Origin of the sequence: Gordonia heveisoli (assembly GCF_030315745.1) — a bacterium.
Taxonomy (GTDB): Bacteria; Actinomycetota; Actinomycetes; order Mycobacteriales; family Mycobacteriaceae; genus Gordonia.
In genome coordinates, this window is record NZ_JASXSH010000022.1 from 14747 (window position 1) to 41739 (window position 26993).

Annotated in this window: 23 protein-coding genes, 1 tRNA gene and 1 pseudogene; 11 read left to right on the forward strand and 14 right to left on the reverse strand. The window is 66.8% G+C overall.

Features of this window, described 5'->3' with window-relative positions:
• Nucleotides 1–118: 118 nt before the first annotated feature.
• The 3 genes from QSJ18_RS16965 to QSJ18_RS16975 form a co-directional block, all read right to left on the reverse strand.
• Nucleotides 119–973 carry a Bax inhibitor-1/YccA family protein gene (locus QSJ18_RS16965; RefSeq protein ID WP_286327783.1) on the reverse strand — a complete coding sequence of 285 codons (855 nt, stop codon included), beginning with the start codon at nt 971–973 and terminating at the stop codon, nt 119–121.
• A 144-nt stretch (nt 974–1117) separates the two neighbouring features.
• Nucleotides 1118–1837, reverse strand: coding sequence for a TetR/AcrR family transcriptional regulator (locus QSJ18_RS16970; RefSeq protein WP_286327784.1), 720 nt, complete (start codon nt 1835–1837; stop codon nt 1118–1120).
• A complete protein-coding gene (locus QSJ18_RS16975; RefSeq protein ID WP_286327785.1) occupies nt 1794–4079 on the reverse strand; it encodes an MMPL family transporter in 2286 nt (761 codons plus the stop codon). Before QSJ18_RS16975 ends, QSJ18_RS16970 begins: the two co-directional genes overlap by 44 nt.
• Before the next feature lie 160 nt (nt 4080–4239).
• On the opposite strand from QSJ18_RS16975, the gene QSJ18_RS16980 reads away from it, so the two are divergent.
• Nucleotides 4240–4316: transfer RNA gene (locus QSJ18_RS16980), tRNA-Leu, on the forward strand.
• Nucleotides 4317–4446: 130 nt separating this feature from the next.
• Here QSJ18_RS16980 and QSJ18_RS16985 read toward each other — a convergent pair.
• Nucleotides 4447–5121 carry a TetR/AcrR family transcriptional regulator gene (locus QSJ18_RS16985; RefSeq protein ID WP_286327786.1) on the reverse strand — a complete coding sequence of 225 codons (675 nt, stop codon included), beginning with the start codon at nt 5119–5121 and terminating at the stop codon, nt 4447–4449.
• Between the two features lie 116 nt (nt 5122–5237).
• Here QSJ18_RS16985 and QSJ18_RS16990 point away from each other — a divergent pair, with 116 nt between their 5' ends.
• The 5 genes from QSJ18_RS16990 (at nt 5238) to QSJ18_RS17010 (ending at nt 10018) form a co-directional block, all read left to right on the forward strand.
• Nucleotides 5238–6203 carry a sterol desaturase family protein gene (locus QSJ18_RS16990; protein WP_286327861.1) on the forward strand — a complete coding sequence of 322 codons (966 nt, stop codon included), beginning with the start codon at nt 5238–5240 and terminating at the stop codon, nt 6201–6203.
• An 89-nt stretch (nt 6204–6292) separates the two neighbouring features.
• Nucleotides 6293–8200, forward strand: coding sequence for a hypothetical protein (locus QSJ18_RS16995; RefSeq protein ID WP_462476107.1), 1908 nt, complete (start codon nt 6293–6295; stop codon nt 8198–8200).
• Between the two features lie 10 nt (nt 8201–8210).
• Entirely contained in the window at nt 8211–8441 is a 231-nt protein-coding gene (locus tag QSJ18_RS17000) for a hypothetical protein (RefSeq protein ID WP_286327787.1), read from the forward strand.
• A gap of 7 nt (nt 8442–8448) precedes the next feature.
• A complete protein-coding gene (locus tag QSJ18_RS17005; protein WP_286327789.1) occupies nt 8449–9756 on the forward strand; it encodes a hypothetical protein in 1308 nt (435 codons plus the stop codon).
• Between the two features lie 37 nt (nt 9757–9793).
• The gene (locus tag QSJ18_RS17010; protein WP_286327790.1) at nt 9794–10018 is read left to right on the forward strand and encodes a hypothetical protein; all 225 of its coding nucleotides are present in this window, start codon (nt 9794–9796) and stop codon (nt 10016–10018) included.
• Here the strand turns inward: QSJ18_RS17010 and QSJ18_RS17015 are convergent.
• Nucleotides 10005–10896 (reverse strand): annotated as a pseudogene (locus QSJ18_RS17015) (SDR family NAD(P)-dependent oxidoreductase). The gene QSJ18_RS17010 and the pseudogene QSJ18_RS17015 overlap by 14 nt on opposite strands.
• Nucleotides 10897–11086: 190 nt before the next feature.
• On the opposite strand from QSJ18_RS17015, the gene QSJ18_RS17020 reads away from it, so the two are divergent.
• Nucleotides 11087–12511, forward strand: a complete 1425-nt coding sequence (locus tag QSJ18_RS17020) for an aldehyde dehydrogenase family protein (protein WP_286327791.1) — start codon at nt 11087–11089, stop codon at nt 12509–12511.
• A 164-nt stretch (nt 12512–12675) separates the two neighbouring features.
• Nucleotides 12676–14274 (forward strand): alpha/beta hydrolase, encoded by a 1599-nt coding sequence (locus QSJ18_RS17025; protein ID WP_286327793.1) that lies wholly within the window; start codon nt 12676–12678, stop codon nt 14272–14274.
• Between the two features lie 55 nt (nt 14275–14329).
• Here QSJ18_RS17025 and QSJ18_RS17030 read toward each other — a convergent pair whose 3' ends face one another.
• Nucleotides 14330–15160, reverse strand: a complete 831-nt coding sequence (locus QSJ18_RS17030; protein ID WP_286327795.1) for an alpha/beta hydrolase — start codon at nt 15158–15160, stop codon at nt 14330–14332.
• Nucleotides 15161–15180: 20 nt separating this feature from the next.
• Nucleotides 15181–15558, reverse strand: a complete 378-nt coding sequence (locus QSJ18_RS17035; RefSeq protein WP_286327796.1) for a hypothetical protein — start codon at nt 15556–15558, stop codon at nt 15181–15183.
• A gap of 130 nt (nt 15559–15688) precedes the next feature.
• Here QSJ18_RS17035 and QSJ18_RS17040 point away from each other — a divergent pair, with 130 nt between their 5' ends.
• Entirely contained in the window at nt 15689–16444 is a 756-nt protein-coding gene (locus QSJ18_RS17040; RefSeq protein ID WP_286327799.1) for a pirin family protein, read from the forward strand.
• Between the two features lie 15 nt (nt 16445–16459).
• Here the strand turns inward: QSJ18_RS17040 and QSJ18_RS17045 are convergent, their stop codons facing one another.
• Together QSJ18_RS17045 and QSJ18_RS17050 are read right to left on the reverse strand one after the other, a co-directional pair.
• On the reverse strand, nt 16460–17389 hold the full coding sequence (locus QSJ18_RS17045; RefSeq protein WP_286327800.1) for an LLM class F420-dependent oxidoreductase: 930 nt from the start codon (nt 17387–17389) through the stop codon (nt 16460–16462).
• 10 nt (nt 17390–17399) lie between these two features.
• Nucleotides 17400–17903: a mycothiol transferase gene (locus QSJ18_RS17050; RefSeq protein WP_286327801.1), complete on the reverse strand. Its 504-nt coding sequence runs from the start codon at nt 17901–17903 to the stop codon at nt 17400–17402.
• A gap of 69 nt (nt 17904–17972) precedes the next feature.
• Here QSJ18_RS17050 and QSJ18_RS17055 point away from each other — a divergent pair, with 69 nt between their 5' ends.
• Complete coding sequence (locus tag QSJ18_RS17055; RefSeq protein ID WP_286327802.1) at nt 17973–19439, forward strand: LLM class flavin-dependent oxidoreductase; 1467 nt, start codon at nt 17973–17975, stop codon at nt 19437–19439.
• A gap of 190 nt (nt 19440–19629) precedes the next feature.
• Nucleotides 19630–21066, forward strand: coding sequence for a YibE/F family protein (locus QSJ18_RS17060; protein WP_462476104.1), 1437 nt, complete (start codon nt 19630–19632; stop codon nt 21064–21066).
• An 18-nt stretch (nt 21067–21084) separates the two neighbouring features.
• Here the strand turns inward: QSJ18_RS17060 and QSJ18_RS17065 are convergent, their stop codons facing one another.
• The 5 genes from QSJ18_RS17065 to sfnG all read right to left on the reverse strand — a co-directional run bounded on the left by QSJ18_RS17065 (nt 21085) and on the right by sfnG (nt 26987).
• On the reverse strand, nt 21085–21951 hold the full coding sequence (locus tag QSJ18_RS17065) for a serine hydrolase (RefSeq protein ID WP_462476105.1): 867 nt from the start codon (nt 21949–21951) through the stop codon (nt 21085–21087).
• 156 nt (nt 21952–22107) lie between these two features.
• Nucleotides 22108–22998: a serine hydrolase gene (locus QSJ18_RS17070; protein ID WP_462476108.1), complete on the reverse strand. Its 891-nt coding sequence runs from the start codon at nt 22996–22998 to the stop codon at nt 22108–22110.
• A gap of 62 nt (nt 22999–23060) precedes the next feature.
• Nucleotides 23061–24575, reverse strand: a complete 1515-nt coding sequence (locus QSJ18_RS17075; RefSeq protein WP_286327805.1) for a serine/threonine-protein kinase — start codon at nt 24573–24575, stop codon at nt 23061–23063.
• A gap of 76 nt (nt 24576–24651) precedes the next feature.
• Complete coding sequence (locus QSJ18_RS17080) at nt 24652–25878, reverse strand: SfnB family sulfur acquisition oxidoreductase (protein ID WP_286327806.1); 1227 nt, start codon at nt 25876–25878, stop codon at nt 24652–24654.
• Nucleotides 25875–26987, reverse strand: coding sequence for a dimethylsulfone monooxygenase SfnG (gene sfnG, locus QSJ18_RS17085; RefSeq protein WP_286327807.1), 1113 nt, complete (start codon nt 26985–26987; stop codon nt 25875–25877). The genes QSJ18_RS17080 and sfnG overlap by 4 nt, the downstream gene beginning before the upstream one ends.
• Between the last annotated feature and the right edge of the window lie 6 nt (nt 26988–26993).

Below are 26993 nucleotides of genomic sequence, written 5' to 3' on the forward strand. Positions count from 1 at the left end.
CATAAGCGAGGCTACAAACCCGACGGCGGTATGCGCCACTGTTTTTGCGACCCAAAGGAAACTGCGCCCCACCCGATGGGAAATCGGGTGGGGCGCAGTTGGCCGGATCTGTCGTCGGCTAGTCCGAATTGAAGTAGGACAGCAGGCGCAGGATCTCGATGTACAGCCACACCAGGGTGACGGTCAGGCCGAGCGCGACGCCCCATGCGGCACGGGACGGCGCACCGGCGCGGATCAGATGATCGGCGGCGTCGAAGTCCAGCAGGAAGCTGAAGGCGGCCAGGCCGATGCAGACCAGCGAGAAGATGATGGCGATGGGTCCGCCGTCGCGCAGGATGCCGACCTCACCGGTGAACAGCGAGATCACCAGGTTGCCCAGCATCAGGACCATCACACCGATCAGGCCGGCGAGCAGCATGCGGGTGAACCGCGGGGTGACCCGCACGGCGCCGACCTTGTAGACGAACAGCATGCCGAAGAACACACCGAACGTTCCGAGTACCGCCTGGCCGATGAGCGCACCGGCCGAGACCTCGCCGGACACCATCCAGTTGGCGAATACGTAGGAGATCGATCCGACGAACATGCCCTCGAAGAGGGCGTAGGCGAGGACGATGGCCGGGTTGTCCTGCTTGCGGCCGAAGGAGGCCACCAGGACGAGCACCAGGCCGACGATCGCACCCAGCGCGGAGAAGACTCCGGCGAGGCCCTCGTTCTGCGACACGAGCGCATAGGTGGCGACCGCCGAGATCGTCAGCACGCCGAGCGTGATGGCGGTCTTGGTGACCACATCGTCGATCGTCAGCTGCCGCGCGGCGGGCGGCGCCTGGGTGTACGGGTCGACCTGCGGCTGACCGTACTGGTTCATCATCGCGGCCTGGCCGGCACCGGCGAAGCCGGCCCCGAAGCCCGCGTATCCGGTCTGGTTGTCGCGGACCACGCCGCGCATAACCGGATTGCTGCTCTCTCGCACGAAGCGCTCCTTATCCTGATGGATGTAGTGAATCCGTAGTGGCTGTCGGTCAGAGTATTTCGGTCAAACCTCGATCGACGTACATCCTGTGAACGTCGGCGACGTCCCACAGGTTCCGCGATTGAGTCGGCCTCCCTGCAAACTTTACCTTCTCTTGACCATCTTGTCGTTCGGCGACTCGACGCGCTCCCGCTGTTCGTTCAGCCACCCGCGCGCATACGAGTGGTCGACGCGCGGCCCGAGAACCCCCAAGCCGGCGCGGCCGATGCAGATCGCGCGCATCAGGTTCTCCGCGTGGCGCAGGTCGTCATCCCAACCCAGCCCAGGTTTGGTCAGCATCAGCGACGCCACCCCGTGCGCTGCCGCCCACATCTCCAGCACGATGTCGTAGACGTCGTCATGGTCAAAGATGCCCTCGTCGGCGAGTTCGCCGACGACCGCGGCAAAACGCCGGTACGCCGACATCGCCAGCACCTCGTCGACGAGCAACGACGTCCCGCCCACGACCGGTGCCCGGAAGGCGATCCGGTACAGCACCGGGTTGGCCAGCGCGAATCGCACATAGGCGAGTCCCTGCTGCAACCCACGCTCCAGCGGGTCGGCGATATCCACCGACGCATCGGCCATCGCCGAGTCCAGTTGCTCGAAGTAACGTGCACAGACCGCGTCCATCAACGCGTCCTTGTCGGCGAAGTGCAGATAGATCGACGGCGGGGTCACCCCGACGCGGCCCGCCACCGCCCGGATCGACACCTTCGCATCCCCGTCCTGTTCGACGAGGAGGTCGCTGGCCGCGACGATGATCTCTTCGGCGAGGATCTCACCGGAGCCGCGCGGCGACCGGGTTCGTCTTCGGGCGTCCACTGCTGACCTCCTCGCTTCGGCTTTCCGGTATTTCCTCAGCCAGTCCGATGCGATCGTGTAGACGACGCAGCGGACCGGGGGCCCACCAGTTGGCACGCCCGGCGAGGCGCATGACCGCCGGTACGAGCAGCATCCGGATGAGCGTGGCGTCCATCAGCACCGCGATCGTCAGTCCGACCCCGAACATCCGCATGAAAGAGACCTCGGACGCGGCGATACCCGCGAACACGATGCTCATCAGCAGGGCGGCCGCCGTGATCACCCGACCGGTCTTGGCCAGCCCGAGAGCCACCGCATGATCGTTGGCGGCCCGGGAGCGATCCGAGGCCAGCCATTCCTCCCGGATGCGACCGAGCAGGAACACCTCGTAGTCCATCGACAGCCCGAAGGCGATGCAGAACATCAGTACCGGCATCGTCGCGACCAGATATCCGGTTGCGGTGCTGCCCAATCCGCCAAGGTGTCCGTCCTGGAAGAACCACACCATCGCACCAAAGGTCGCCGACAGCGACAGGATGTTGAGCACGAGCGCCTTGATCGGCAGCACCACACTGCCGGTGAACAGGAACAGCAGCACGAAGGTTGCGATGGCGATCACCCCGAGCACCCACGGCAGATGTGCGTAGATCGAGCCGACGGTGTCGTCGTTGATGGCCTGCTGCCCGGCGAACTTGACCTCCAGGCCGGGCGGCACGGCGACGTCGCGTAACCGCTGCAACTGATCGCTACCGGCATCCGTCATCGGCTGGGCGTCGGTGGCGACGGTGATGAGATGCACCTCCCCCGACGAATCCGCGGGGCTTCCGGGGCCGACCGCCTTGCCGCCGATGAAGGTCCCCGCCGACGAGGTCACCGAAGTGACGTCGGCGACCTTCGACAAGTCCTGTGCATAGGCACCGACGGAAGCGGTGTCCGCCGTCCCGGTGACCACGACCGAGATCGTCGAGGACAGGTCACCCTCGAAGTCGGCACGGATCTCTTCCTGGATGACATGCGCCTCCGCAGATTTGGGCAGCACCCGATCGTCGGGGAAGCCGAACTTGATCGACAGGAACGGCGCACCGAGGATCAGGAGGAAGATCGTCGCGCCGGCGGCGACCGGCAGCGCACGTCGCAGCACGCCCTGCACGAACCGATACCACCAGGTGTCCTCGGCCGCCTTCGGCGCAGGCTCCGGCCGGCGCAACAGGCGACGAACCGGTCCGCGCACATCCCACGCGTCGATGCGGTCACCGAGCACCATCAGCATCGCCGGCGTGAGGATGAGCGCGGCGAACACCGCGACCGCGACGACGCCGAGGCCCGCGTACGCGAACGACCGCAGGAAGTACATCGGGAAGATCGCCAGTGCGCACAGTGCGAGCGCGACGGTCACCGCGGAGAATGCGACCGTCCGACCGGCAGTGGCCAATGTCTTGACGATGGCATCGGCCCGGTCGCGGCCTCCCGCGACCTCCTCGCGATAGCGCGTGAGCAGCAGCAGCGCATAGTCGATGGCGAGTGCCAACCCCAACGCGGTGGTCAGGTTGAGGGCGAAGATCGACACCTCGGTGAACTCGGCGATGAAACGCAGCAGGGCGAAGGTCGCCACGATCGACACGATCCCGATGATGATCGGCAGCGATGCGGCGACAACACCACCGAAGACGACGATGAGGACGAGGAAGCTGATCGGGATCGCGATGCCCTCGGCGATGGCGAGGTCCCGCGAGGTCTGCTCGTTTACCTGGCTGTAGACCGCACCCTCACCACCGACACGGATGGTGACGCCGGATCGTTCACCGGCGAATCGGTCCGCCAGTTCCTCGGCGTGAGCGGGCGCCTTGTCCTCACCGCCCGCGAGTCCGACGATGATGAGCGCCGACGTCCGGTCGCTACTGACCAGCGATGTCGCGAGCTGCGGCGTGGTCCAGTACGACAGGATCGGTTGCTGCACATAGTCGGTCGTCTTGAGCGCGGTGACCAGCTCATAGGCGACCTCACGGACGGTTGCACTCTGGGTGACATCGGTCGGGGCGGGTGCGTCGAGTTTGATCACCGCCTGGACGCCGCCACGGTCGAAGGTGTCCGCCAGGACGTCGTTGGCCTGCGAGGATTCCGATTGTGGATCGCTGTAGCCGCCGGCCAGAAGATGCTGGGCCGCGGTGGCACCATATGCCCCGCACAGCGCCAGGAACAGCACCGCGACGATCAACACACGTTTCGGCATCGCGATGATGCGTTTCGTCATCCCAGCCAACATAGAATTCCCCCACCCAGAAGACTATCGATCGATCCACCCCGGTCGGAACCACGAAGCCCCCCGGCCGTCATATCGGCGTTAAGTTATCACCATTAACTTAAGTGGGGCAACAAGTTCTACACAGGAGCGTCATGACATGCTGTGTACGAATGACAACGAGGCCCCTATAGCCCAATTGGCAGAGGCAGCGGACTTAAAATCCGCCAAGTGTCGGTTCGAGTCCGACTGGGGGCACCATCACACTGAGTTCAAGTACGCGCCCGGAGGGCGCACCGTCACATCCCTACCGACCTCCGGTCGGCGTGCGCCCACTGAGTTCAAGTACGCGCCCGGAGGGCGCACCGTCACATCCCTGCCGCAACGAAACTCAGCCGATGAGCCGTCCGTAGGCGGCGACGAACAGATCGACGCTGACGTCGAGGATCTGTTCCATCGGGAAGAGCACCGCATCCGCCGACTCACGACTGATGAACCAGTCCACGAGTAGCTGGGTCACCGCGCCGACGAGCCCGACCGCCGCCAATCGCTGTGGGGCATCGATATTTTCGTCGGGGCCACGAGCGATGAGCAGGATCAGTTCAGCCCAGCTGTGGATCGCCTTCATCCGGACCCGCTCGATTTCCGGACTGACGCCGACGACCTCGACGAGCATGACCCGCGCGCGCCGGGGATCGTCGGCCAGACAGGACATGAACGCGCCCAGCGCGGCGCGTGCGGCAGCCGGGGCGTCGGCGGCGGCAATCCCCCCGGGTGCCGCGTCACCGAGATAGTCGGCAGCGGCGGTGACGGTGGCCGTACGAACGAAGTCGACGCAGTCGTCGTACACCGCGACCAGCAGGGCAGCCCGATCGGCGAAGGATTCGTAGAAATATCGCTGGGTCAGCCCGGCGCGTTCACAGATACCCTTGACCGACGTCTTGGGGTATCCCTGCGCGCCGAAGACGTCGAGTCCCGCGTCGATGAGAGCGCGACGACGACGCTCGCGACGCTCGTCGGGCGCCGCACCACCGTATCGCCGCCCCTCGGCACCGACCTCCGTCACGCCACCTGACCTCCGCTTACGTCGACCACAGTCTGGACACCCCGCTTCTGACACGCTATCTTGTCAGAAGTAGAACTGACATGCGGGCGTGTCAGATGTTCGAGGAGATGCCGATCGTGCTGGACTTCCTACCCGAGGCGATGCGTGAGCCGACAGTGCTCGCCATCCCATTCTTCGTGACGATGCTCGCGATCGAGGCCTTCGCCGCAACCCGCGCCGACCACGAAGTCGACGAAGCATCCGCCACCGAAGGTGCCACCGGAGCGCACGTCTCCAGCCGCGGCACCCCCATCCCGCGGGGCGCCTACGACCGGCGGGACTCGGTGGCGAGCGTCTCGATGGGACTCGTCTCGATCGCCACTAGCGCCGGATGGAAAGCGTTGGGACTCCTCGTCTATGTGGCGATCTTCGCCTACGTAGCACCCTGGCAATTACCCGCCGACCAGTGGTACACCTGGGTGATCGCCTTCCTCGGCGTCGATTTCCTCTTCTACTGGAGCCATCGGATCTCCCATCGGGTCCGCCTCGTATGGGCCACCCATCAAGCTCACCACTCCAGCGAGTACTTCAACTTCGCCACGGCACTACGCCAGAAGTGGAACAACACCGCGCTACTCGTGATGTGGATGCCACTTCCCTTCCTGGGCGTCCCGCCCGCGACGATCCTCGTCGCCTATTCACTGAATCTGATCTACCAGTTCTGGATTCACACCGAACACATCGACAAGATGTGGCGGCCTTTCGAATTCGTCTTCAACACACCCTCGCACCACCGCGTCCACCACGGCAGCGACCCGGAGTATCTCGACCGCAACTACGGCGGGGTGTTCATCCTGTGGGACCGCATCTTCGGAAGCTTCACCCCGGAGACGCACCGACCACACTACGGACTCACGAAAGCCGTTGACACCTACAACATCTGGCGCCTACAAACCCACGAGTACGCAGCGATCGCGCGGGATGTGTCGGCGGCCGGCAACTGGCGTGCGAAACTGGGCTACATCTTCGGACCGCCGGGTTGGACGCCGACCACCACCCCGGTTCCGGCGGAGCGGGCGACCACCACCACAGCGGGAGCCTGACACCTCCGCCAGAACATAACAACAGTTGTTGACACAATAGGCGCGAACCAGGCATTGTTCCTGTTGTGGACAACCCAGCTCTCGTGCCGATGCACGGCCTGTACCTCGCCGCCGACGAAGGTGGCGGTGCGGCCCTCGACCAGGTAGCGATCATGAGCGCCATCGCCGGCGTCGTCTCGCTCGGCCTGGGGCTCATCGCCTACCTGCATCGCACCCGCCGCATCACCTGGTTGCAGACCTTCGCCGACGCGGCGGGCAGGCTGTTCAAACGTCCGGCCTGGGTGGCCCTGCCGATGCTGCTGTTCACCACGACGATCCTCACCGCGATGCTCGGCTTCATCTGGGACGTCAGCCTGCACATCGGGCGTGGACGTGACGAGGGACCGCTGGCCAATCCGGCCCACTACTTCATCCTGTTCGGCCTGTTCTTCCTGTTCATCGGCGGCGTGCTGGCGATGATCCTGCCGCGCGAGGAGGCGGGCACCGCGCCCGGTTCGCAATCCGGGCGCATCCCGGTCAAGATCACCCGCACCTGGTATGCGCCGACCGGCGGCATCCTCATCGCCGCGGCGGGGCTCTATGCGCTCATCGGATTCCCTCTCGACGACGTCTGGCACCGGATCTTCGGCCAGGATGTCACCCTCTGGGGCCCAACCCATCTCATGCTGATCGGTGGCGCAGGACTGTCGCTGCTGGCGATCATCCTGCTCGACTGGGAGGGTTCGGCCGCGCCGCGCCTCAAGCGCACCGAGGACGGCAATCTGGAACCCGAGGACGAGTCCCTCGCCGGCCGCCGGAGTGCGATGGTCTGGTTCGGCCGCGCGATGACCGCCGCCGGTCTCGTCATCGGCGTCTCGGTGTATCAGGTCGAATTCGACTTCGGCGTCCAGCAGTTCCGTGCCGTCTTCCATCCGATGCTCATGCTCGCCGCCGGTACCTTCGCGCTGGTCGTCGCACGTCTGCTCGTCGGTCGCGGCACCGCCTTGTTCGCCGTCGCCGCCGCAGCGATCATCCGCGAGATCATCGCCTGGCTGGTGTGGGGTCCGCTCGAAGCCCCGCACAGCGTCTTCCCGCTGTATCTGGGCATCGCGATCATCGTCGAGGTGCTGGGTCTGACCCCGCTGGCCCGGCACCGACTGTGGTTCGGCACCGTTGCCGGTCTGCTCGCGGGCACGGTCGGCTTCTTCGCCGAACGTCTGTGGGTCAACGCCGTCTTCCCCATCGGGTGGCATTCCGGCTTCACCACCGAGGCGCTACTCATGTCGGTTCCGGCAGCGATCGCCGCCGGTCTCGTCGGCGCGTTGTTCGCCGTCGCGGTGCGCGGGGAACCGTTGCCGCGGCCGGCCATTCGTCGTTCGATCATGGTCGGTTTCGTCATCGTCGCCGGACTCGTCACCGCGAACGGGTTGAGCTATCACACCCCCGATCTCACCGCGACGATGCAGATCGCGCCCGCCCCCGACGACGACGGCAACACCATGCGGACCGCGACCATCACCCTGAACCGGGAGATCCCCGACGACGCCGAGTGGGTGCAGCTGATGGCCTGGCAGGGCGGCAAGAGCGATCTCGACGGCCTGCACATCGACGAATTGCGCAAGACCGGACCCACCACCTACGAGACGACCAAACCCTTTCCGGTCGGCGGCTCGTGGAAGACCCTGATTCGTGTGCAGAACGGCAAGGAGATGGGGGCCGTCCCCTTGTACCTGCCCGCGGACGAGGGCATCGGTGCGGCCGAGGTGCGCGCCGAATCCGATCAGCCGTACGGCTTCCAGCAGGAACTCAAAATCCTGCAGCGCGAACGTAAGGACGATTCGCCTGCCCTCGCCTTCGGCCTGGCGTCACTCGTCGTCCTGGCGTGCACGCTCGCCTTCATCTGGCTGCTGAGCTGGGGTGCGGTGCGCGTCAACCGGGCGCTGCGGGAGCAGGCCGCCGAGGCGGTTGCCGTTCCACACGCCGACGCCACCGCCTCCGCCTCGGCACGCCGAGGGTGAGGCACACACGTTGACCGCTCCACCGTCGGACACCGTCTACGTAGCCGACCATTCGGTCCTGCTTGCCATTCCGGCACTGCTGCCGGTCGCGGTGATCGTCGTCGTGATCCTGGTGATCGTGATCCGTGACCGTCGGGCCGAGGCACGCGAGAACGCGATGGCACATGAGTCGATAACGGATCCGGAGACGGAACCCTACGACACCCCGGACAACACGAACGACGAGAACAGGACCGACTGACCCGCCGATGGATCTCGTTGTCGCACACGGGACGGGCGGCGCCGCCGACCTACCGGTCCCGTTCACCTATGCCCTGATCGGCGGCGCCTGGGCGCTCACGCTGTCCTTCGTCATCACCATCGTGATCTGGAAGACGCCGCGGCTGGATCCCGAGCGGGTCGGGCACGCGCTGCCGCGCCGCCTGGCGGCCCTCTCCGACGACAAGCGGATGCGTTCGCTGCTTCGCGCGCTCACCCTCGTCGTCCTCGGGTGGGTCGCGATCGCCGCCGTCGCCGGATCATCCGAGACCGCGCAGAACCCGCTTCCCGGCGTCCTCTACGTCCTGGTGTGGGTCGGGCTGGTACCGGCCACACTGCTCCTCGGACCGTTCTGGCGGGTGCTGTCGCCGTGGCGAACGCTGCACCGCTTCGTTTTTCGGGACCGGCCCGCACCACTGACGCTGCCGGCCCGAGTCGGCGTCTGGCCCGGTGCCATCGGCCTGTTCGCGTTCGCCTGGCTCGAACTCGCCGCATCCAGCGGCGATCAGGTGTGGGCGGTGAAAGCCTGGCTGATCGGCTATGTGTCGGTCGTCGTGGTCGGTTCGATCCTCTTCGGACGTTCGTGGTGTGCAGCGGCCGACCCGTTCGAGGTCTACAGCTCGCTCGTCGCCCATCTGGCGATCGTCGGCCGTGGCCCGGACGGCAGACTGGCCTGGCGCAACCCACTCGATGCGCTCGGCGGCCTGGTCCCGGTTCCCGGAATCGTCACCGTCGTCGCGGTCCTGTTGGGTTCCACCGCCTTCGACAGCTTCAACGCGTTCCCCGGCTGGACCGAGTTCGTCGACGACTCCGGGCACGAACAGCTATGGCGCACCATCGGATTGGGGTGTGCGGTGGCGATCGTCGCGTCGACCTATCTGGTCGCGACGCAACTCGTCGGCGGCATGTCGCGAACGCAGCGACGGGCGCTGCCCGGCTTGCTGGTGCACTCGATCGTGCCGATCGTCGTCGGCTACATCTTCGCCCACTATCTGTCGTACCTCGTCGAGAACGGCCAGACCACCCTGATCCTGCTGGCCGATCCGGCCGACGCCGGGTGGAACCCGCTGGGCATCTCGGATCTGTCGGCATCCTTCGTCCTCTCCGAACATCAGGGGCTGCTCGCCACTCTCAAGGTGATGTTCGTCCTGACCGGCCATGTCATCGGTGTCATCGCCGCCCACGACCGGGCGCTGCGCGTCCTGCCGAAAGGACATCAGCTCAGCGGACAGCTCGGCCTCATCGTGGTGATGGTGGCCTACACCTTTGGCGGTCTATACCTGCTGTTCGGCGGCTGACTGCAGGCGCGTCGGGTGCGGATGGTGTACTCGGTTCATGCCCACCACCGCGATCCTCGCCGACGACAGCGCCTCCGACGCAGCACTGCTCACCCTGGGCATCTCGCTGTACGCGGCGGTCATCCTGGTGTGCATCGGCGTCGGCATCAGTGCCGCGCGCAGTCGGCGCCGACGATTGGCCATCATCATGGCGTGGGTCGTCGGGGCGTTGACGCTGGGCGGTCTGGCCATCGCCATCTACAGCAGCGTCACCGGCGGCTAGGCTCATCGTCGGTCGCCGTCAGCCGGGCGCGCTGCTGGTCGACGAACCGCCGCGACATCCGGTCCATCAGGCCAGGTGCGAGTCGGGCGAACCGCCACGCCATCCGCGCCTGTGCGGGTACCACCAGCAGCGGCTTGTCCGCAGCGAGCGCGGCCAATACCTGGGCGGCGAGCCGGTCGGGATCATAGGCACGCGAAACCCCTTGTCCCGACAGGTAATAGTCGCGGCCGACAAATCCACCCACACTGCCCTTGTCCAGAATCGGCGTCTCCACCGCGGCCGGGCAGATCGCCATGACACCGACACCGTGTGCGGCCGCCTCCGCGGCGCAACGCGAGGGTGAGTCCGACGACCGCATGTTTGGTCATCACATAGCTGGTGATGAGGCCTGCCGCCGTCAGCCCGCCCATCGACGCGGTGTTGATGATGTGGCCGTGCCGCTGCGCGATCATCTGCGGGTAGGCGGCCGCCACCCCATGTACGACGCCACGGATGTTCACGTCGATGATCGCATTCCACTGTTCCAGGGTGAGCTGTTCGGTCGGCCCGCCCCACGTGATGCCCGCGTTGTTGAACATCAGGTCGAGGTGTCCGGCACGGTCGACGACCTCGGCGACCACCCCGGCGACCGCATCCGCGTCGGTCACATCAAGCGGCACCGCGCGGATCGTGCCGACGACCGACCGACCGTCTGGCCGGGTGCCTGCCTGCGACGCGACCCGCTGCGCGGCGGCGAGATCGATGTCGGCGCACACCACATCCGCCCCAGCCGCAGCCAACGCCCTGGTCAGCGCGGCGCCGATCCCCGAGCCGCCGCCGGTGACGATCGCCTGTCGGCCGCCGAGCACCTCACCTCGGAGTCGCCGGTCACCGGTCATCGACAACGACAGTCGCGGGCTGATCATGTCCCGCACCTTAGGTCAGATCGGTGTAGCGGAACCCTCGATCGGAGATTCATCGGAGCGCCGTGCGCGGGAGGCATAGAGTGTGAAACAGACAACACATGTCACCACTTCGCGGCCGAAGTCATGCCGCGACCATCAAGCGGTCGATCACTCAGGAGGCACCATGCGTGAGATCACGAAGTTCTACATCGACGGCCAGTGGGTGGAACCCGCGGAACTGAATCTGCTCGACGTCATCAACCCGGCGACCGAGAAGGCCGCCGGTCACGTGGCACTCGGGACCGCCGCCGACGTCGACGCCGCGGTCGCCGCGGCCCGCCGCGCCTTCGCCACCTGGGGACACTCCACCGTCGCCGAACGTGTCGACCTCCTCAACGCCATCGTCGCCGAATACTCCAAGCGAATCCCCGATCTGGAGGCGGCGGTGACCGAGGAGATGGGTTCCCCGGCCGGGCTGACCAGTGCCGCGCAGGTCCCGATCGGACTCGGTCATCTGATGACGGCGGCCGCCCAGCTGCCCGGCTTCAGCTTCAGCGAGGACCGCGGTAACCATCGCATCGTCAAGGAGCCGATCGGTGTGTGCGGATTCATCACCCCATGGAACTGGCCGCTGAACCAGGTCATGTGCAAGGTCGCACCGGCGCTCGCAACCGGATGCACCATGGTGCTCAAGCCGTCGGAGGTCGCCCCGTTCAGCGCCGCCATCGTCGCCGAGATCTTCGATGCCGCAGGCGTTCCCGCCGGCGTATTCAATCTCGTCAACGGTGATGGACCCGGGGTCGGATCGGCGCTCGCCGCCCACCCCGACATCGACATGGTGTCCTTCACCGGGTCGACCCGCGCCGGCATCGAGGTCGCCAAGACGGCGGCACCGAGCGTCAAGCGCGTCGCCCAGGAACTGGGCGGCAAGAGCCCGAACATCATCCTCGACGACGACGACTTCGCGAAGAATGTCGCCGGCGGTATCGCGGCCATGTTCGTCAACTCCGGACAGTCCTGTAACGCGCCGAGCCGCATGCTGGTCCCCGCGGCCCGCGTCGCCGAGGTCGCCGAGATCGCCAAGTCGGTGGAACCCAACTTCGTCGTCGGCGACCCGACCGGCAGCGCTGTACTGGGCCCAGTGGTCTCCGCACCGCAGTTCGAGAAGATCCAGGGTCTGATCGAGCGTGCCATCGCCGACGGCGCTCAGCCGGTCATCGGCGGCGCCGGCCGACCCGACGACCTGCCCACCGGCTACTACGTGAAGCCGACGGTGTTCACCAATGTCACCAACGACATGGAGATCGCCCGGACCGAGGTCTTCGGCCCGGTACTCGTCGTCATCGGCTACGACTCGGTCGACGAGGCCATCAAGATCGGCAACGACACCGAGTACGGCCTGGCCGGATACGTCTCCGGAAAGGACATCGACGAGGTGCGTCGCATCGGCGGGCTGATCCGCGCCGGCTCCATCGGACTCAACGGTGTCGGCGTCGACCCGGTCGCACCGTTCGGCGGCTACAAGAAGAGCGGTAACGGCCGCGAGTGGGGCGACTACGCCTTCGACGAATTCCTCGAGGTCAAGTCGCTGCTCGGCTTCGGCGCCTGATCGGTCCCGCGATAGCGGCCCGTCGCCTGGGTGAACATCCCAGGCGACGGGCCGCTCCCGGTTTTCCGGGCCGGTAACGTTGTCGCCTCGCCGAGCGACATTCCGTGCATCGGGCATCGCTGGATTCACAGCTGTCGAATTTTGCCCCGCATGTCAGGAGTTCCATGTCCGCGACCGACGATTTCGCGCCCCTCGATGAAGCATCTGTCGTTGCCTACCCGGCCGACGATCAACCCACCATCGCCGATGTGGACGCGAAGTCTGGGTCGCGACGTGCAGTCGGCCGACGCCGCCGGTTGCTGACGACGGTGGCCGCAGTCGCCTCGCTGACCCTGGCCTTGTTCGCCGTCAGCTCGTTGTTCCTGGCAGGCAACCAGGCCAACGCGCTCTCCGGACATCCCGAAATCCTGCGTAAGGGCTGCACCTGGGACAAGTCCGGCAACTACGTGCAGAACTGCAAGGTGTGGTCGGAATCCCAGCAGCGCGAGGTGATCGTCCAGATCCGCGCATCCAACGGGAGCGACCAGGGTGTGTACCTACTCGACGGGATGCGGGCCGCCGAGGATCGTTCCGCCTGGACGACCGATGTGCAGGCGGCCAAGGTGTACGACGGTTCTACCGACACCACCCTGGTGATGCCCGTCGGCGGCGCGTCGTCCTTCTACACCGACTGGGACGGCGGGGCGGGTGCCGGCAACAAGACCATCAAGCAGGAGACCTTCCTGACCTCCGAGCTTCCGGCCTACCTGTCGGAGAACTTCGGCGTGAGCCCGCACAACAACGCGATCGTGGGTCTGTCGATGTCGGGTGGCCCGGCGGTGACCCTCGCCGAGCGTCATCCCGACCAGTTCAAGGTTGTGCAGGCGATGTCGGGGTACTACCAGACCGACAACCCCATCGGGAACGCCGGCGTCCTCGCGACGCAGACGATGGTGTCGAACTACACCAACGGCATCATCAACATGTGGGGTGCACCGGGCAGTGCACGCTGGACCGAGAACGATCCGTCCAAGAACGTGAACAAGCTCAAGGAGAACGGCCAGACCCTCATCATCTCGTCGGGCAACGGCTTCCTGACCAAGAGCGAGATGGCCAAGCTGTCGCAGCAGGACCAGATCAGCGCGATGCTGCTGGAAATGCTGTCGGCGGTGTCGACGGTCCTGTTCCAGCTCCAGGCGGCACAGAGCGGCGCGAATGTGATCTCACTGCCCAACTACGGCGGCCACACCTGGGAGAACTGGGGGCGGGCACTCAACGACGGCAAGAGCCATGTGCTCAAGGCGCTGCGCGAGACTCCCCCGATCACCGAGAAGACCCAGGTGGTCTCCGCCGAGGGAAGCCCCGACCCCGATGGCCAGTCCCATGCGACGATCGCGGCCAAGAAGGCGGCCGCCATCGCACCGTCGCTGACCCCCGAGGTGCTCGCCACGGTGGCGGCCGAGGACGACGGCAGCACCGAGGCCGCGGCGCCGACGTTCCCGAACCCGGTCGAGCCGACCACGGTCGACGAGTCCACCGTGCCATCGGCGCCGGGCGGTGACACCACCGAGACCACCCCGCCGGTCCCCACCGATCCGCATGCCTCCGATGCCACCGAGGTCCCGACCCCCGAAGAATCCAATACCGAGACGCCGACTACCACGACGCCGGAAGCCACGACGCCGGAAGCCACGAGCACCAATCCGCCGTCCACCGTGGTCCCCTTGGCGCCGACCGGTGCCGTCACACCGACGTCGACACCCCCGACGACACCGGTGCGCTGACGCGCGGGCGGCGTGACCGCTGACCGTGGTTGCCATACGCGGATCCCGATACGCCTCAATCCAGATGAGCGCCGATCCAGTCGAGAACGGTCGCGATGACGTCATCGCCCTCGGGTTCGTTGAAGATCTCGTGGTAGTAGCCGTCGTAGACGATCAGCGTCTTGTCCGCCGAACCGGCGAGTCGGTCGACGAGTTCGCTACCGGCCGGCGATGTGAGCGCGTCGGCTCCCCCGTGGAGCACCAGCAGCGGAACGCGCAGCCCGGGTAGCCGCTGCGGGAAAGTTCCCATCGTCGTCAGCAGTGCGCCGCCCAGACCCGCCGGAATCCGTCCCCGACTGACCAGCGGATCGGCATCGTAGGCCGCGACGACGGCCGGGTCACGCGAGATCATCGCGGAGTCGAGTTGGGTCGTCGGCAGCCCGGGCGCGATGCGTCCGAGTACCCCGGCGACCTTGACCGCCGCCGCGGGCAGGTCGTCTCCCGGAACCACGGCAGCGCCGGAGAGCACCAGTCCGTCGACCCGATCCTGGTGGCGCAGTACGTAGTCGAGCGCAATGGCACCACCCATGCTGTGTCCGATGACGAAGGTCGGCAGCCCATCGACGGCCACCTGTTCGCGAACGGTCTCGAAATCGTCGGTGAAGTCCGCGAACCGGTTGACCCGCAGGCGCTTGCCCTCCGAGCGACCATGTCCCAGGTGATCGGGCACTGCGACGAGATACCCGGCGTCCAGCAGTCGCTGCGCGACGTGGTCGTAGCGACGACCGTGTTCGGCGAGTCCGTGCGCGATCAGCACGACGGCGCGCGGCTCATCGGCCGGCCGATACACGTGGTAGACGATCGACTTTCCGTGCGCACCGACGAAGGTGCGCTCCTCGGGTGACATCTGCGACTTCCTCCCCATTCTCATTTCAAACCGAGTCGTCCGGCGACGCTACGGCCCACCGATTCCAGTGCGCCGAGCGGCCGTATCGCGACCTCACCGATATCCACGATCGCCTCCACCCGGCCGACCACGCGCTCCATCCGGACCACGACGTCGTTCATCCGGGCGGCGATGAGATCCACCTGATCGAGTGTCTCCGACATCCGGGTGAGGGTCTCGTCGAGGCTCGCGATGGTCACATTCATCCCGTCCACCGTCTGGCCGACGCCTTCGAGGGTGTCACCCATGTCGACGATGATCGTGGTGAGCTGATCAACGGTGACATCGGCGTTCAGCGCCGCCTGTGCCAGCTTGCGGATACGTTGCCGCTCCGGTTTGGGATCCCCGCGTTCGACCATGGGTCGAGATTAGGTCACCGGGCCGGAGATGTGTGGCCCGTCACCGCATACTCCCCTCAGCCGCGGAATTAACCGGACCATAGTCCGGTTGTTTCGGGTAGCACAAGCACCCAGCACGGGGAGGTACTCAATGTCGACACCGCACACCACCGGCACGATCCGCGTCGTACGTGCCGCGGACCGCCATCACTGGCGGAGCGCATGGCTGGATTCGTGGCAGTCCTTCCCCGCGACCGGAAACTTCGACCTGACGGCCGGGGCACACGGAATGCTGTTGGTCCACAACGACGATCTGGTGGACGCGGGTGAAGGTTTCGACACCCATCAGCACAATGACGCCGAGATCGTCACCTGGGTCCTCGACGGTGAGCTGACGCACCGGGATTCGACGGGATTGACCGGAACGCTACGACCTGGCGTCGTGCAATCGATGACCGCCGGACGCGGCATCTCCCATTCCGAGGTCAACGGTTCCGCCTACAGCTCACGCTCGCCACTGCGGGTCGTACAGATGTGGCTCGCCCCGGAGCGCACCGGACTCGACCCACGCTATGCCGAAGCCGATTTCACCGAAGAACTGGATTCCGGCGAGTTGGTCACGGTGGCGTCTGGACGCGCCGAGCACGCGTCGTCGAAGGCGGTGCCGATCGCCAACCCCTACGCCGCACTGCACGTTGCCAGGATGCGGCCGCAGTCATCGGTCATCGTGCCCGCAGCACCATACGGCCACCTCTACGTCGCGCGCGGATCGGCCGCGCTGCCCGACGGTACGTCGCTGGCACAGGGCGACGCGGTGCGCACCACGGCCACCGACGCGATCGAACTGTCGACTGCCGACGGCGCGGAGGTGCTGTTCTGGGAGAACTACGCGACCTACGAAGACTGAACCGCCGCGGGCGGCCTAATTCAGTTGCCGGGCAACGGTATCGGCGACCAATTCCAGATGGTCGATGTCGTCGAGATCGAGTGTCTGCAGATAGAAGCGCTCGATGCCCAACTCGCGATAACGCTCGATTGCCGCCACCACCTCGTCGGGCGTCCCGGCGGCACCGTTGCGGCGCAGTTCCGCAGGCTCACGGCCGATAGCGCCGGCGCGCCGGGCGAATTCGGCCTCGTCACGTCCGCAGCAGAGCACCAGCGCCGCGGAGAAGGCGATCTCCTCGGCGGCCCGTCCGACGGTCGCGGCCGCCGCGCGCACGCGGTCGATCTGATCACGAGCCTCCTCGACCGGGGCGAAGACCACATTGAACTCGTCGGCGTATCGCGCCGCGATCTCCGGTGTGCGGCGCTTTCCCTTGCCGCCCACGATAATCGGTGGACGTGGTGACTGCACCGGCTTGGGCAACGCCGGGGAGTCGGTCAGGCGGTAGTGCTTGCCGTCGTGATCGAAGGTATCCCCCAGCGGCGTCGACCACAGCCCGGTGATGATCGCCAGACTCTCCTCGAAGCGATCGAAGCGGTCACGCAAGGTGGGGAACGGGATGCCGTAGGCCTCGTGCTCACGCTCGAACCAGCCCGCCCCCAAACCCAATTCGACACGGCCGCCACTCATCTGGTCCACCTGGGCCACCTCGATGGCCAGTTGGCCAGGATGCCGGAAGGTGGCCGAGGTGACGAGGGTGCCCAGCCGGATCCGCGACGTCTCGCGCGCCAGCGCGGCGAGGGTCAGCCACGCGTCGGTCGGGCCGGGGCGGCCGTCGACATTCATCGCGACATAGTGATCCGAGCGGAAGAAGGCGTCGAAGCCCAACTGCTCGGCGGCTTGGGCAACCCGGAGTAGATCGTCGTAGGTCGCGCCCTGCTGCGGTTCGGTGAAGATGCGAAGGTCCACCGCCCCCAACTTACGCGAGTACGCCTTTGAGGTAGGCGGCCTGGCCGACGTGCTGGGCGTCATCGTCGATGATGCTCACCAGCCGAACACCGAGAGTGACCGGCGGGTCCCAGTTCTCGTCGACGATCCGATCGAGTTCCGAATCAGACAACGCCGCAAGGTAGTCGACACTGGCCCGATGCGTGGCATCGTAATAGCCGGCCAGCAGCGCGGGGTCGGCTACGTGGAACCGGGCCAGATCCTCGGCCGTCTGGCCGTATCCGGTCGCCGTATCGGGAAAGGGCAGGTCGAACCGCCCGGCCCACCCGTCGGTCAGCCAGATCTCCGATGCGCCTGCGACGTCGGCGATCTGCGCGTCCTGAACCCTCGCGAGATGCCAGACGAGCCAACCGATGGTGTTGGCACCCGGCGCCGGGGCGATGTTGAGGAGCCGTTCGTCGAGCCCGTCGAGAACGGCATCCACGTTCTCGGCGACCCGGCCGAGTGAGTCGAGCAGGATGTCCACAGCACGCATGCGATCCAGTTTAGGTTCGCGGTGAGTTCAACCGTGGCCGCTTCACGTCATCGTCGCCATTCTCTCCTGGTGCCCGATTCCAGTAGCAGCGCTGTGCCCGGCAGCCGTAAGAAGATCCGTTTCAACGCCTTCGACATGAACTGCGTCGCCCACCAGTCCCCTGGCCTGTGGCGACACCCCGACGACCGGTCGTGGGACTACAACACGCTCGACTACTGGGTGAACCTCGCGACGCTGCTCGAATCCGGCGGCTTCGACGGCCTGTTCATCGCCGATGTGCTCGGCACCTACGACGTGTACGCCGGCAACGACGAGGCGGCGATCCGTCAGGGCGCCCAGATCCCGGTCAACGATCCGCTACTGCTGGTGTCGGCGATGGCGCACGCGACCGAGAACCTCGGCTTCGGCATCACCACCGGCACCGGTTTCGAACATCCGTATCCGTTCGCCCGGCGCCTGTCGACGCTCGATCACCTCACCAGGGGCCGTCTCGGCTGGAATGTCGTCACCGGCTACCTCCCCGCGGCCGCCCGCAATATGGGTGACGAGGAACACCTCGAACACGACGCCCGCTACGACCACGCCGACGAGTACCTGACCGTGCTGTACAAGCTGTGGGAGGGCTCCTGGGAACGCGATGCGGTCCGACGTGACCGCGCGGCGGGCGTCTTCGCCGATCCGGCCAAGGTCCATCACATCGGTCATCAGGGCAAGCATTTCAGCGTTCCCGGCATCCACCTGTCCGAGCCGTCTCCGCAGGGTTCGCCGGTCATCTACCAGGCGGGGGCGTCCCCGCGAGGTCGGCGATTCGCCGCCGAGAACGCCGAGGCGATCTTCGTCGCCGCCCCGACCAAGGCGATCCTGCGCGAGATCGTCGCCAACACACGCGAAGAGCTGGTACGCGCCGGGCGTGACCCCTACGACGCCCGGATCTACACCCTGCTCACCATCATCACCGACGCCACACCGGAGGCGGCCCGCGCCAAGGCCGAGGCCTACCGGGCCTACGCCAGCGAGGAGGGCTCGCTGGTGTTCATGTCGGGCTGGATGGGAATCGACCTGTCCACGTACAGCATCGACGAGCCGATCGGCAATGTGCACAGCAACGCCATCCAGTCCGCGGTCGCCGCGTTCAGCCAGGCCGACGAATCCGGCGAGGAGTGGCGGGTCCGCGACATCGCCGCGTGGGGTGGTATCGGCGGCATGGGTCCGGTCCTCATCGGTTCCGGCGACGAGGTCGCCGCCCAACTGCAGGAATGGGTCGACGAGACCGACGTCGACGGATTCAACGTCGCATACGCCGTGACCCCCGGATCGTTCGAGGACATCGTCACCCATGTGGTGCCCGCACTGGAACAACGCGGCCTCTACGACCGTGCTTACACCCCGGGAACGTTGCGCCACAAGCTCTTCGGCCGCGGCAACCTCCTGCCCGACAACCATCGCGGCTCGACCTTCCGACCCGGCGGCCCGGGTTCGACGATCGACGACTCGCCGCGGCGGCAGCATTCGCTGACCGGTGCCGGGGTGCGCTGACGCAGCCATTCGGCCAACGCTGCTGGTGCCCGATGATTCCTCAGCATAGGGTGGCTGCGTGAATCGAGAGTCCTTGTCGCGTCTACGCAAGTCCTCGGGTGATCGCGTCGGTGGAGCCGACGCCACTCGCAGTGGGCAGTCACACGGGCACGGGCACTCGCACGGACACGGGCATTCACACGGCCATGGGTTGACCGACATCGCGCATCTGCTGTCACCGATGACGAAGTGGATCGTCATCGGCGTCCTGTCCATCGCCGGCCTTGCCGTGACCATCGGCGCGGTGGCGCTGTGGCCGACGAAATCCGACCATCCCATCCCGATCCTGTTCCAGTCCTCGGACGGCAAGGCGATCGAGACGGTCGACGGTGAGGTCGTCGACCAGTTTCGGGCCAACTGCCTGAACTCGGTCTCCGGCGAGGTACAGGAGACCGCCGACATTCCGGTGAATCCGGTACCGGGCGGCCCGTGCATCCTCAGTACCGTCCGACTGGACTCGGGTCCGTCGCAGGGCCGTTACACGGTGCTCGAGGTGCCGACCGGCCGCGCGGGCGGAGCCACCGGACCCGGCGCACCCCGACCCGACCCCAACGCGCTCGACGAACCGATGCCGGGCCAGCCGACACTGAAGATCGGTGACGCCATCCGGTTGTCGACGGTGCCCGGTGTCGACGGCACCCAGCGGTATACCTTCTTCGATTTCCAGCGTGGAACCGCGCTGCTCATCTGGGCATTGTTGTTCGTCGGCGCCGTCGTGCTCGTGGCAGCCTGGCGAGGTCTACGGTCGATCATCGGTCTGGCCTTCGCCTTCCTCGTGCTCGGTGTCTTCACCCTGCCCGCGATCCTGGAGGGGTCGTCGCCGGTGGCGGTCGCGCTGGTCTCCTCCGCTGCGATTCTGTTCGTCGTGCTCTATCTGGCGCACGGCGTCAGCCTGCGCACGAGTTCGGCATTGCTCGGCACACTGACCTCCCTGGTGATGGCCGCAATACTCAGCAAGGTCGCCATCGACACCATGAAGCTGACCGGGATGTCCGGCGAGCAGACCGCGAATCTGCAGATCTATCAGGGCACCATCTCGGTCAGCGGGTTGCTGCTCGCGGGCTTCATCATCGGCACACTCGGTGTGCTCAACGACGTCACGATCACCCAGGCGTCGGCGGCTTTCGAACTCGCCGCGGCGGGCGAACCGACGCGATTGGCCACCTTCCGTGCGGCGATGCGAGTCGGTCGCGATCACATCGCGAGCACGGTGTACACGCTGGTTTTCGCCTACGCGGGCAGCGCGCTGCCCTTGCTGTTGCTGTTCTCGGTCGCCCAGCAGCCGTTCGGCTCGCTCGTCACCACCGAGACCGTCGCGGTGGAGTTGGCCCGCACTTTTGTCGGCGGCATCGCCATCGCACTGTCGGTCCCGCTGACCACCGCGATCGCCGCAGCACTCGTCGCCCCTACGGGCGCGGCGCCAATGCCGGCCACGACCGCGACGCCCGCACCGGCGCGCCCGCGCCCGAAGCAGACACCTCAGGGCCGGCCCACACCGACCCCGGCGACTGCGGCCCCACCGGTTCCCGCACCCCCACCGACCACGGACATCCCCGTCTCGCGATCACGGCACGCACGGCCCGACTGATGGTGCGGGAGCACTAGCTCAGCAGCGGCCGACCGGCAGTTGCGCGTAGTACTTGCCGAGCCATCTGCCCATCCGGTTGAGCATGGCAATGCCGTCCTGGAACCGGCCGCTGCGCGGTACGGCGGCCAGGGACACCGCGACCTGTCCACGCCGCGTCGAGACGATCGCGACCTGCCGAACGAGGTAGCCCACCGATGCCGACGTGGCGGGACCCCAACCGCCTTTGACCGCCGAGATCGCACCCGACGACCTGCCGACGCCGGCCACTCCCCACTGCTGATTGGGGGCGACCGCGCTCATCAGGCGGATCACCTGCTCACTGCCGTCCATACAGGGCAGATGCGCGGCGAACCGCGCCTGATCGGCCAGCGCCCACGCGGTATGACCGGGGTAGGACTTGGGGACGTCGACCTCCGACGAGACCCGCGTGCGCGGATCGTGTCCCTCCCGCAGGACTGCGGTCACCGCGTCGACCGAGGCGACGCCACCGCCCAGGAAGCCCCACAGGTCACCGGCGGCGTCGTTGTCGGACAGCGTGATCGCCTTATTCTCCAGGGCAGCCACGTCCGGGCCGCCCTTGCGCTGGGCGGCCAGCGACACCGGCACCTTCAGCGTCGACCACGCGCGGCCCGTCTTCAACGGCCCCAGGGAGATGGCGCGATCACCGCCGATCGGCACGATGGCCATCCCCATCCGGCCGGGTAGCGATTTCCGCATCGACTTCTGCAGTGCGGCGAAACCCTTCGACAGCTTCCCGTCCACCGGGGTCGGCGGGGTGAGGATCTCGGCGAGGGGCTGTGCCAGTGGAAGCCCGGCCAGACCGGGGGCGCCGAAGGCAGTCCCGACGCCGGCCACGAGACAGCAGGCGAAAGTCACGGTCACCACGAATACACGTTTAACAATTGTCACTTCTGCCCCTTTTGCAACAGAGGCTTCTGACGCTAACGACTCGTCCGCCGAGCCGCCAACCCGGTTACGGAATCGGAATCAGCCCGCGACCCGATGCAGATACAACAGTCACGGCGGGACAGTCGGCGCACCTCAAGCCGGGCATCGTCCCCGCGGCAAGGACCGCAGGTGACGTGACAACCAGTTCGCGACCGCATTGAGGGCCGCAACACCTCCCGACATCGATCCGGCAAGCGCGCTCATCGCGACGGCCGTCGCCCGTCCGTCGCCGAAGGTGATGATGCCGATCTGGCGGACCAGATAGCCCGACGATTCGCCCGGCCCCCACCCGCCCTTGACCGCCGTCGACGTCGGCGCACGCATGATCTCCACACCCCACTGCTGATTGCCCGCCACACGCCCCATCAACCCGCGCACATGATCGGTGCCGGGCATACAGGGCAGATGCGCGGTGAAGGTGGCCGCGGCCGAAAGCGACCACCGCGTCTGCCCGAAGATGGTGTACCCGGCCCGGCGTTGCCGTGCAGGCACCACCGACGTCTGGTCGCCACCCTCGCGAAGGACCGACGTGACCGCTTGCGCGGCAGCCGCATCCGAGCCGAGCGACGACCACAACGTCTGGGCCGCATCGTTGTCGGAGTCGATGATGGCGGCGGTCTCGGCGGCCGACGGGCCGTTCACCCGCTCGGCGGCGACGGCCAACGGCACCTTGATCGTGGACCAGGCGACCCGGTCGGTCCGATCGCCGAGGGTCAGGGCGGCGACCGCGTCACCGCCAACCGGCGCCATCGCGACCCCGACGGTCGCACCCGTGACGGACACCGCAGCCGTGAAGCTGTCGCGCAGCCCCGGATAGTCCGCCCCCCGCGTCGTCGGCACCGACGACGAACCAGATTCCACACCCGGCGGTGACGACCCGATGGTCGAGGTCACCGTGACGGTGGCGGCGGGCTGATCGGCCTCCGGCGACGAACATCCGGCCAGCACACCCGGACCCACCAGCACGACACCCACCAGCGCCACCGCCCGAACCCACGACCTGCGGCGCAACCCGCCTCCGATGACCCTCACCGATGCGACCCCCATCAGTAGATGTGTACCACCGCGTCGTTACCTCCCCGGCAGATCACGATGCCGGATTCCGGTGCGCACGACATCTGATACGACTGGCTGGTGACCGGGCTGTAGGCGGTCACCACCCGGGCGGTACCCTTCGGCCCCGACCGCAGGTATGCATCGCGGACGGCCGCCGCGAACGAACAACTCGTCACCTGGGTACCGATCCCGACCGTCGAATCGCAGGGCACCGATCCAGGTGGCGGGGTGACCGGGGTCACCGGCGATTCAGAGGCCGGGGTCGACGGAGTCTCGCCACCCGGGACCACCTTGGTCACCGTCGAGGTGCTCGCGGCGGGAGTATCCGACGAATCGTCGCCACCACGACCGAAGAGCAGGATGCCGCCGAGCACCACCACCCCGATGATCGCCACTGCGATCACCCCGAACAGTATCGGCATCACCGGCGAATTCTTTTGCCGTGCAGGGGGATACGACGACGGCGGTGGCGGATACCCGACCGGCCCGGAGGCCGTCGGGACCCCGGCGGCCGGGGTCACCGTACGCGGCGGAAGCCCGGGCACGCGCAGCGTCGGATCAGAACCGGTCTGTTGCGGCCATGCCTGCCCCGCGGGTGCCGCGGTGACGGTCGGCGGGGCCGGGTTGATGGACGGCCGGGCCGGGGTGATGGTCGGCGGAGCCGACACCGGCTGCGTCGGCGCCACCAGCGCGGCGTGCGCGGCGCGCGCGAGATCACTCGCCCGGTGAAACCGTTGAGCCGGATCGAGGGCGAGACCCCGGCCGATGACCGGGTCGAAGGCCGCGGGCACGTCGACGTTGACCGAGCTCGGAGCCGGGGGCGGACCGGACAGCGCCGCCATCAGCGACGCACTGACCGAATCGGCCGGATGCGGGACCTGCCCGGTCAGGCACTCGAACAACACACAGGACAGCGCGTAGATGTCGGCGGCCGCGGTGATCTCGGCGTCGTCGAAGAGTTCGGGTGCCATATACGCGACGGAACCGATCGCGGTGCCGGCCTGGGTGAGGTGGGTGTCGTCGGCGGCGTGGGCGATACCGAAATCGACGAGGTAGGCGAAATCATCCGCGCCGACCAGGATGTTCTCCGGCTTCACGTCACGGTGCACGAGCCGTTGTGCATGCGCCGCATCCAGCGCGGAAGCCACCTGCGCGACGATGGCGACCGCACGCGAAGGATCGAGACGGTGCTCGCGTTTGAGGAGCGCGCGCAGGTCCTCCCCCTCGACCAGGCGCATGTCGATGAACAGCACGCCGTCGATCTGACCCCAGTCGTGGATCGGGATCACATGCGGCTCACCAAGTCTGGCGGCGGCATGCGACTCGCGGCGGAACCGCTCCTGGTACATCGAATCGGTCGCCAGTCCGGCGTTGAGCAACTTCAGCGCGACGACCCGATCCTTGACCGTGTCGTAGGCGCGATACACCTCGCCCATCCCGCCGCGACCCAGCAGCTTGTCCAGCCGGTACGGGCCGAACTGCCTGGTGACGCGCTCATCGGACATGTCACCGAGCTTAGGCTGCCACATCCGCCACCACATGCCGTCGGCAGCAGGATCGCCCAAAGAGACGACGTCGCCGTCAGATCACCCCATGCAACGGCGGCCGTTCACCTACCAAGGCATACCGGCCGATACGTTGTAGCTTCCACCGCACCGGATCGTGCAGCGTATGGGTGCGACCGTCGCGCCAGTACCGGTCCAGACCGTCACCCCCGACTGCGCTGCGGGTACCGCCGACCTCGAACAGCGCCGACGACACGGCCGTCACCACCCGATCGGCCACGACTTTTCCGGTCGCCACCGCAATCGACGCCCGTGCGACCGCGTCGGCGGATTCGGCATCTGCCCGGTGGGCAACCGCCTCGTCCACGCGCCGACCGGCCTCGGCGAGTACCGCCTCGGCCGTCGCTACCTCGACCGCGAGTTCGCCGAACCGCTGCACCAACAACGGATCGTCGGTGGCCTGATCCACCCCGGCCTCGAACCACGGCCGCGACTTCGTGCGGACGAACTCCCCCGCCGCCGCCAGCGCCCCGCGGGCGATGCCCACGTCGATCGCGACGTGCAGCAGTTGCGCGAATGCTCCGTAGCCGGTGGGCGCCGAGACCGCACCGGCGCGCGCCACCAGGTCGGCCGAGGACACCGCCACCTCGGTCAGGCGCACCGTCCCCGATCCGGTGGTCCGCTGCCCCAGGGCATTCCAGTCGTCGATCACCTCGACGCCGGGAGCGTCGGCCTGGATGAACGCGATGTACTCGCCCGACGCCAGCCCGACCGCAGGCTCGTCGAGGCGGGCCAGGACGGCCAGGGTGTGTGCAAACAGCGAACCGGTGCAGTAGAACTTCTCACCGTTCAGGACGAATCCGCCGTCGGCGGCCGGTGTCAGCCGGGTGGTGATGTCGGCGATCGTCTTACCGCCACGCTCGGATTGGGCGTTGGCGACCCGGCCACCATCGAGGACGGCACCGAAGATCCGTGCCGACAGGTCGCCGTCACCGACCAGCCGGAGCAGGTTCAGATAGACGAAATGACTGTGCGGAATCTGCGCGATACTCGGATCGGCCGCGGCCAGGATGGCGATCACCTCGGCGACCACGCTCGGTGGCAGATCGGCGCCACCGAACTCGGCAGGCACGGTCAGTGCGAGCAGACCGGCCGCCGACAATCGATCGATCTCGTCGTGGGGCAGCCGGCGCCGCCGATCGCGGTCGGCGGCCCCGGCGGCGAATTCCACCGCCAGGGTGCGCGCCGATTCCAGCGCCTGCGCTGCCGAGGTGATGCGAATTGCGGGTGACGCGAGGGTCATGCGACACCGGCGGGAGCTTCGGCGGCCTCCAGCTCACGTACGAGCGGCAGCACCTTCTCGCCGAAGTACTCGATCTCCTCCTGGAAGTGCAGGAAGCCGCCGAGGATGAGGTCGACGCCGAGACGCTTGTAGGCGACGATTCGCTCCGCAACCTGCTCGGGCGTCCCGATCAGCTGCGTGCGGAATCCGTCGTTGTACTGGACGAGATCCTCGAAGGTCGAATCCGCCCACATGCCCTGCTTGTCCCCGGTGGAGTTGCCTGCCTGTTGCACCGCACTCCGGAATCCTTCCACTGCTGGACGATTCGCCTTCTCCACGATCTCGCGGAGAGTGTCGCGAGCCTCCTTCTCGGTGTCGCGGGCGATGATGAAGCCGTTGAGTCCGAATTTGACCGACCGGTCGTGTGCCCGGGCGACCGCACGCAGGTCGTCGAGTTGCTCGGTGACGCCGTCGAAATCCTTGCCGTTGGAGAAGTACCAGTCGGCGTAGCGGCCACCGTTGTTGCGGGCAGCCGTCGAGTTGCCGCCCTGGAAGAGTTCGGGGTTGGGCCGTTCCGGGGTGTTGAGCGGCTTGGGCTTCAGTGTGAAGTCGTGGATGCGGTAGAAGTCACCGCTGAACTCGACGTCGTCCTCTGTCCAGATCTTGCGGATCGCCTGCAGGAACTCGCCGCTGCGGCGGTAGCGCTCGTCGTGCTCGAGCCACTGCTCGCCGAGGTGGATGAACTCGTCCTTGAACCAGCCGCTGACGACGTTGATCGCGAAGCGTCCGTTGGACAGGTGGTCGGCGGTGGCGCCGAACTTCGCCAGCACGGCCGGGTGCCACAGCCCCGGATGGACGGCGGCGATCACCTTGAGCCGCTGCGTCGCGAGTAGCAGCGCGAGGCTGAAACTGGTGGACTCATGCTGGAATTCGGCACCGTAGCTGGCCTCGTAGCGCACCTGCGAGAGGGCATATTCGAAGCCGTTGTTCTCCGCGGTCTGTGCGAGCTTGACGTTGTACTCGTAGTCCCAGCTCGTGCGCTGTTCGATGTCACTGGTGACCAGGCCCCCACTGACGTTGGGCACCCAGTAGGCGAACTTGATCTGATCGGCGATGGATTCGGTGGACATGATTAC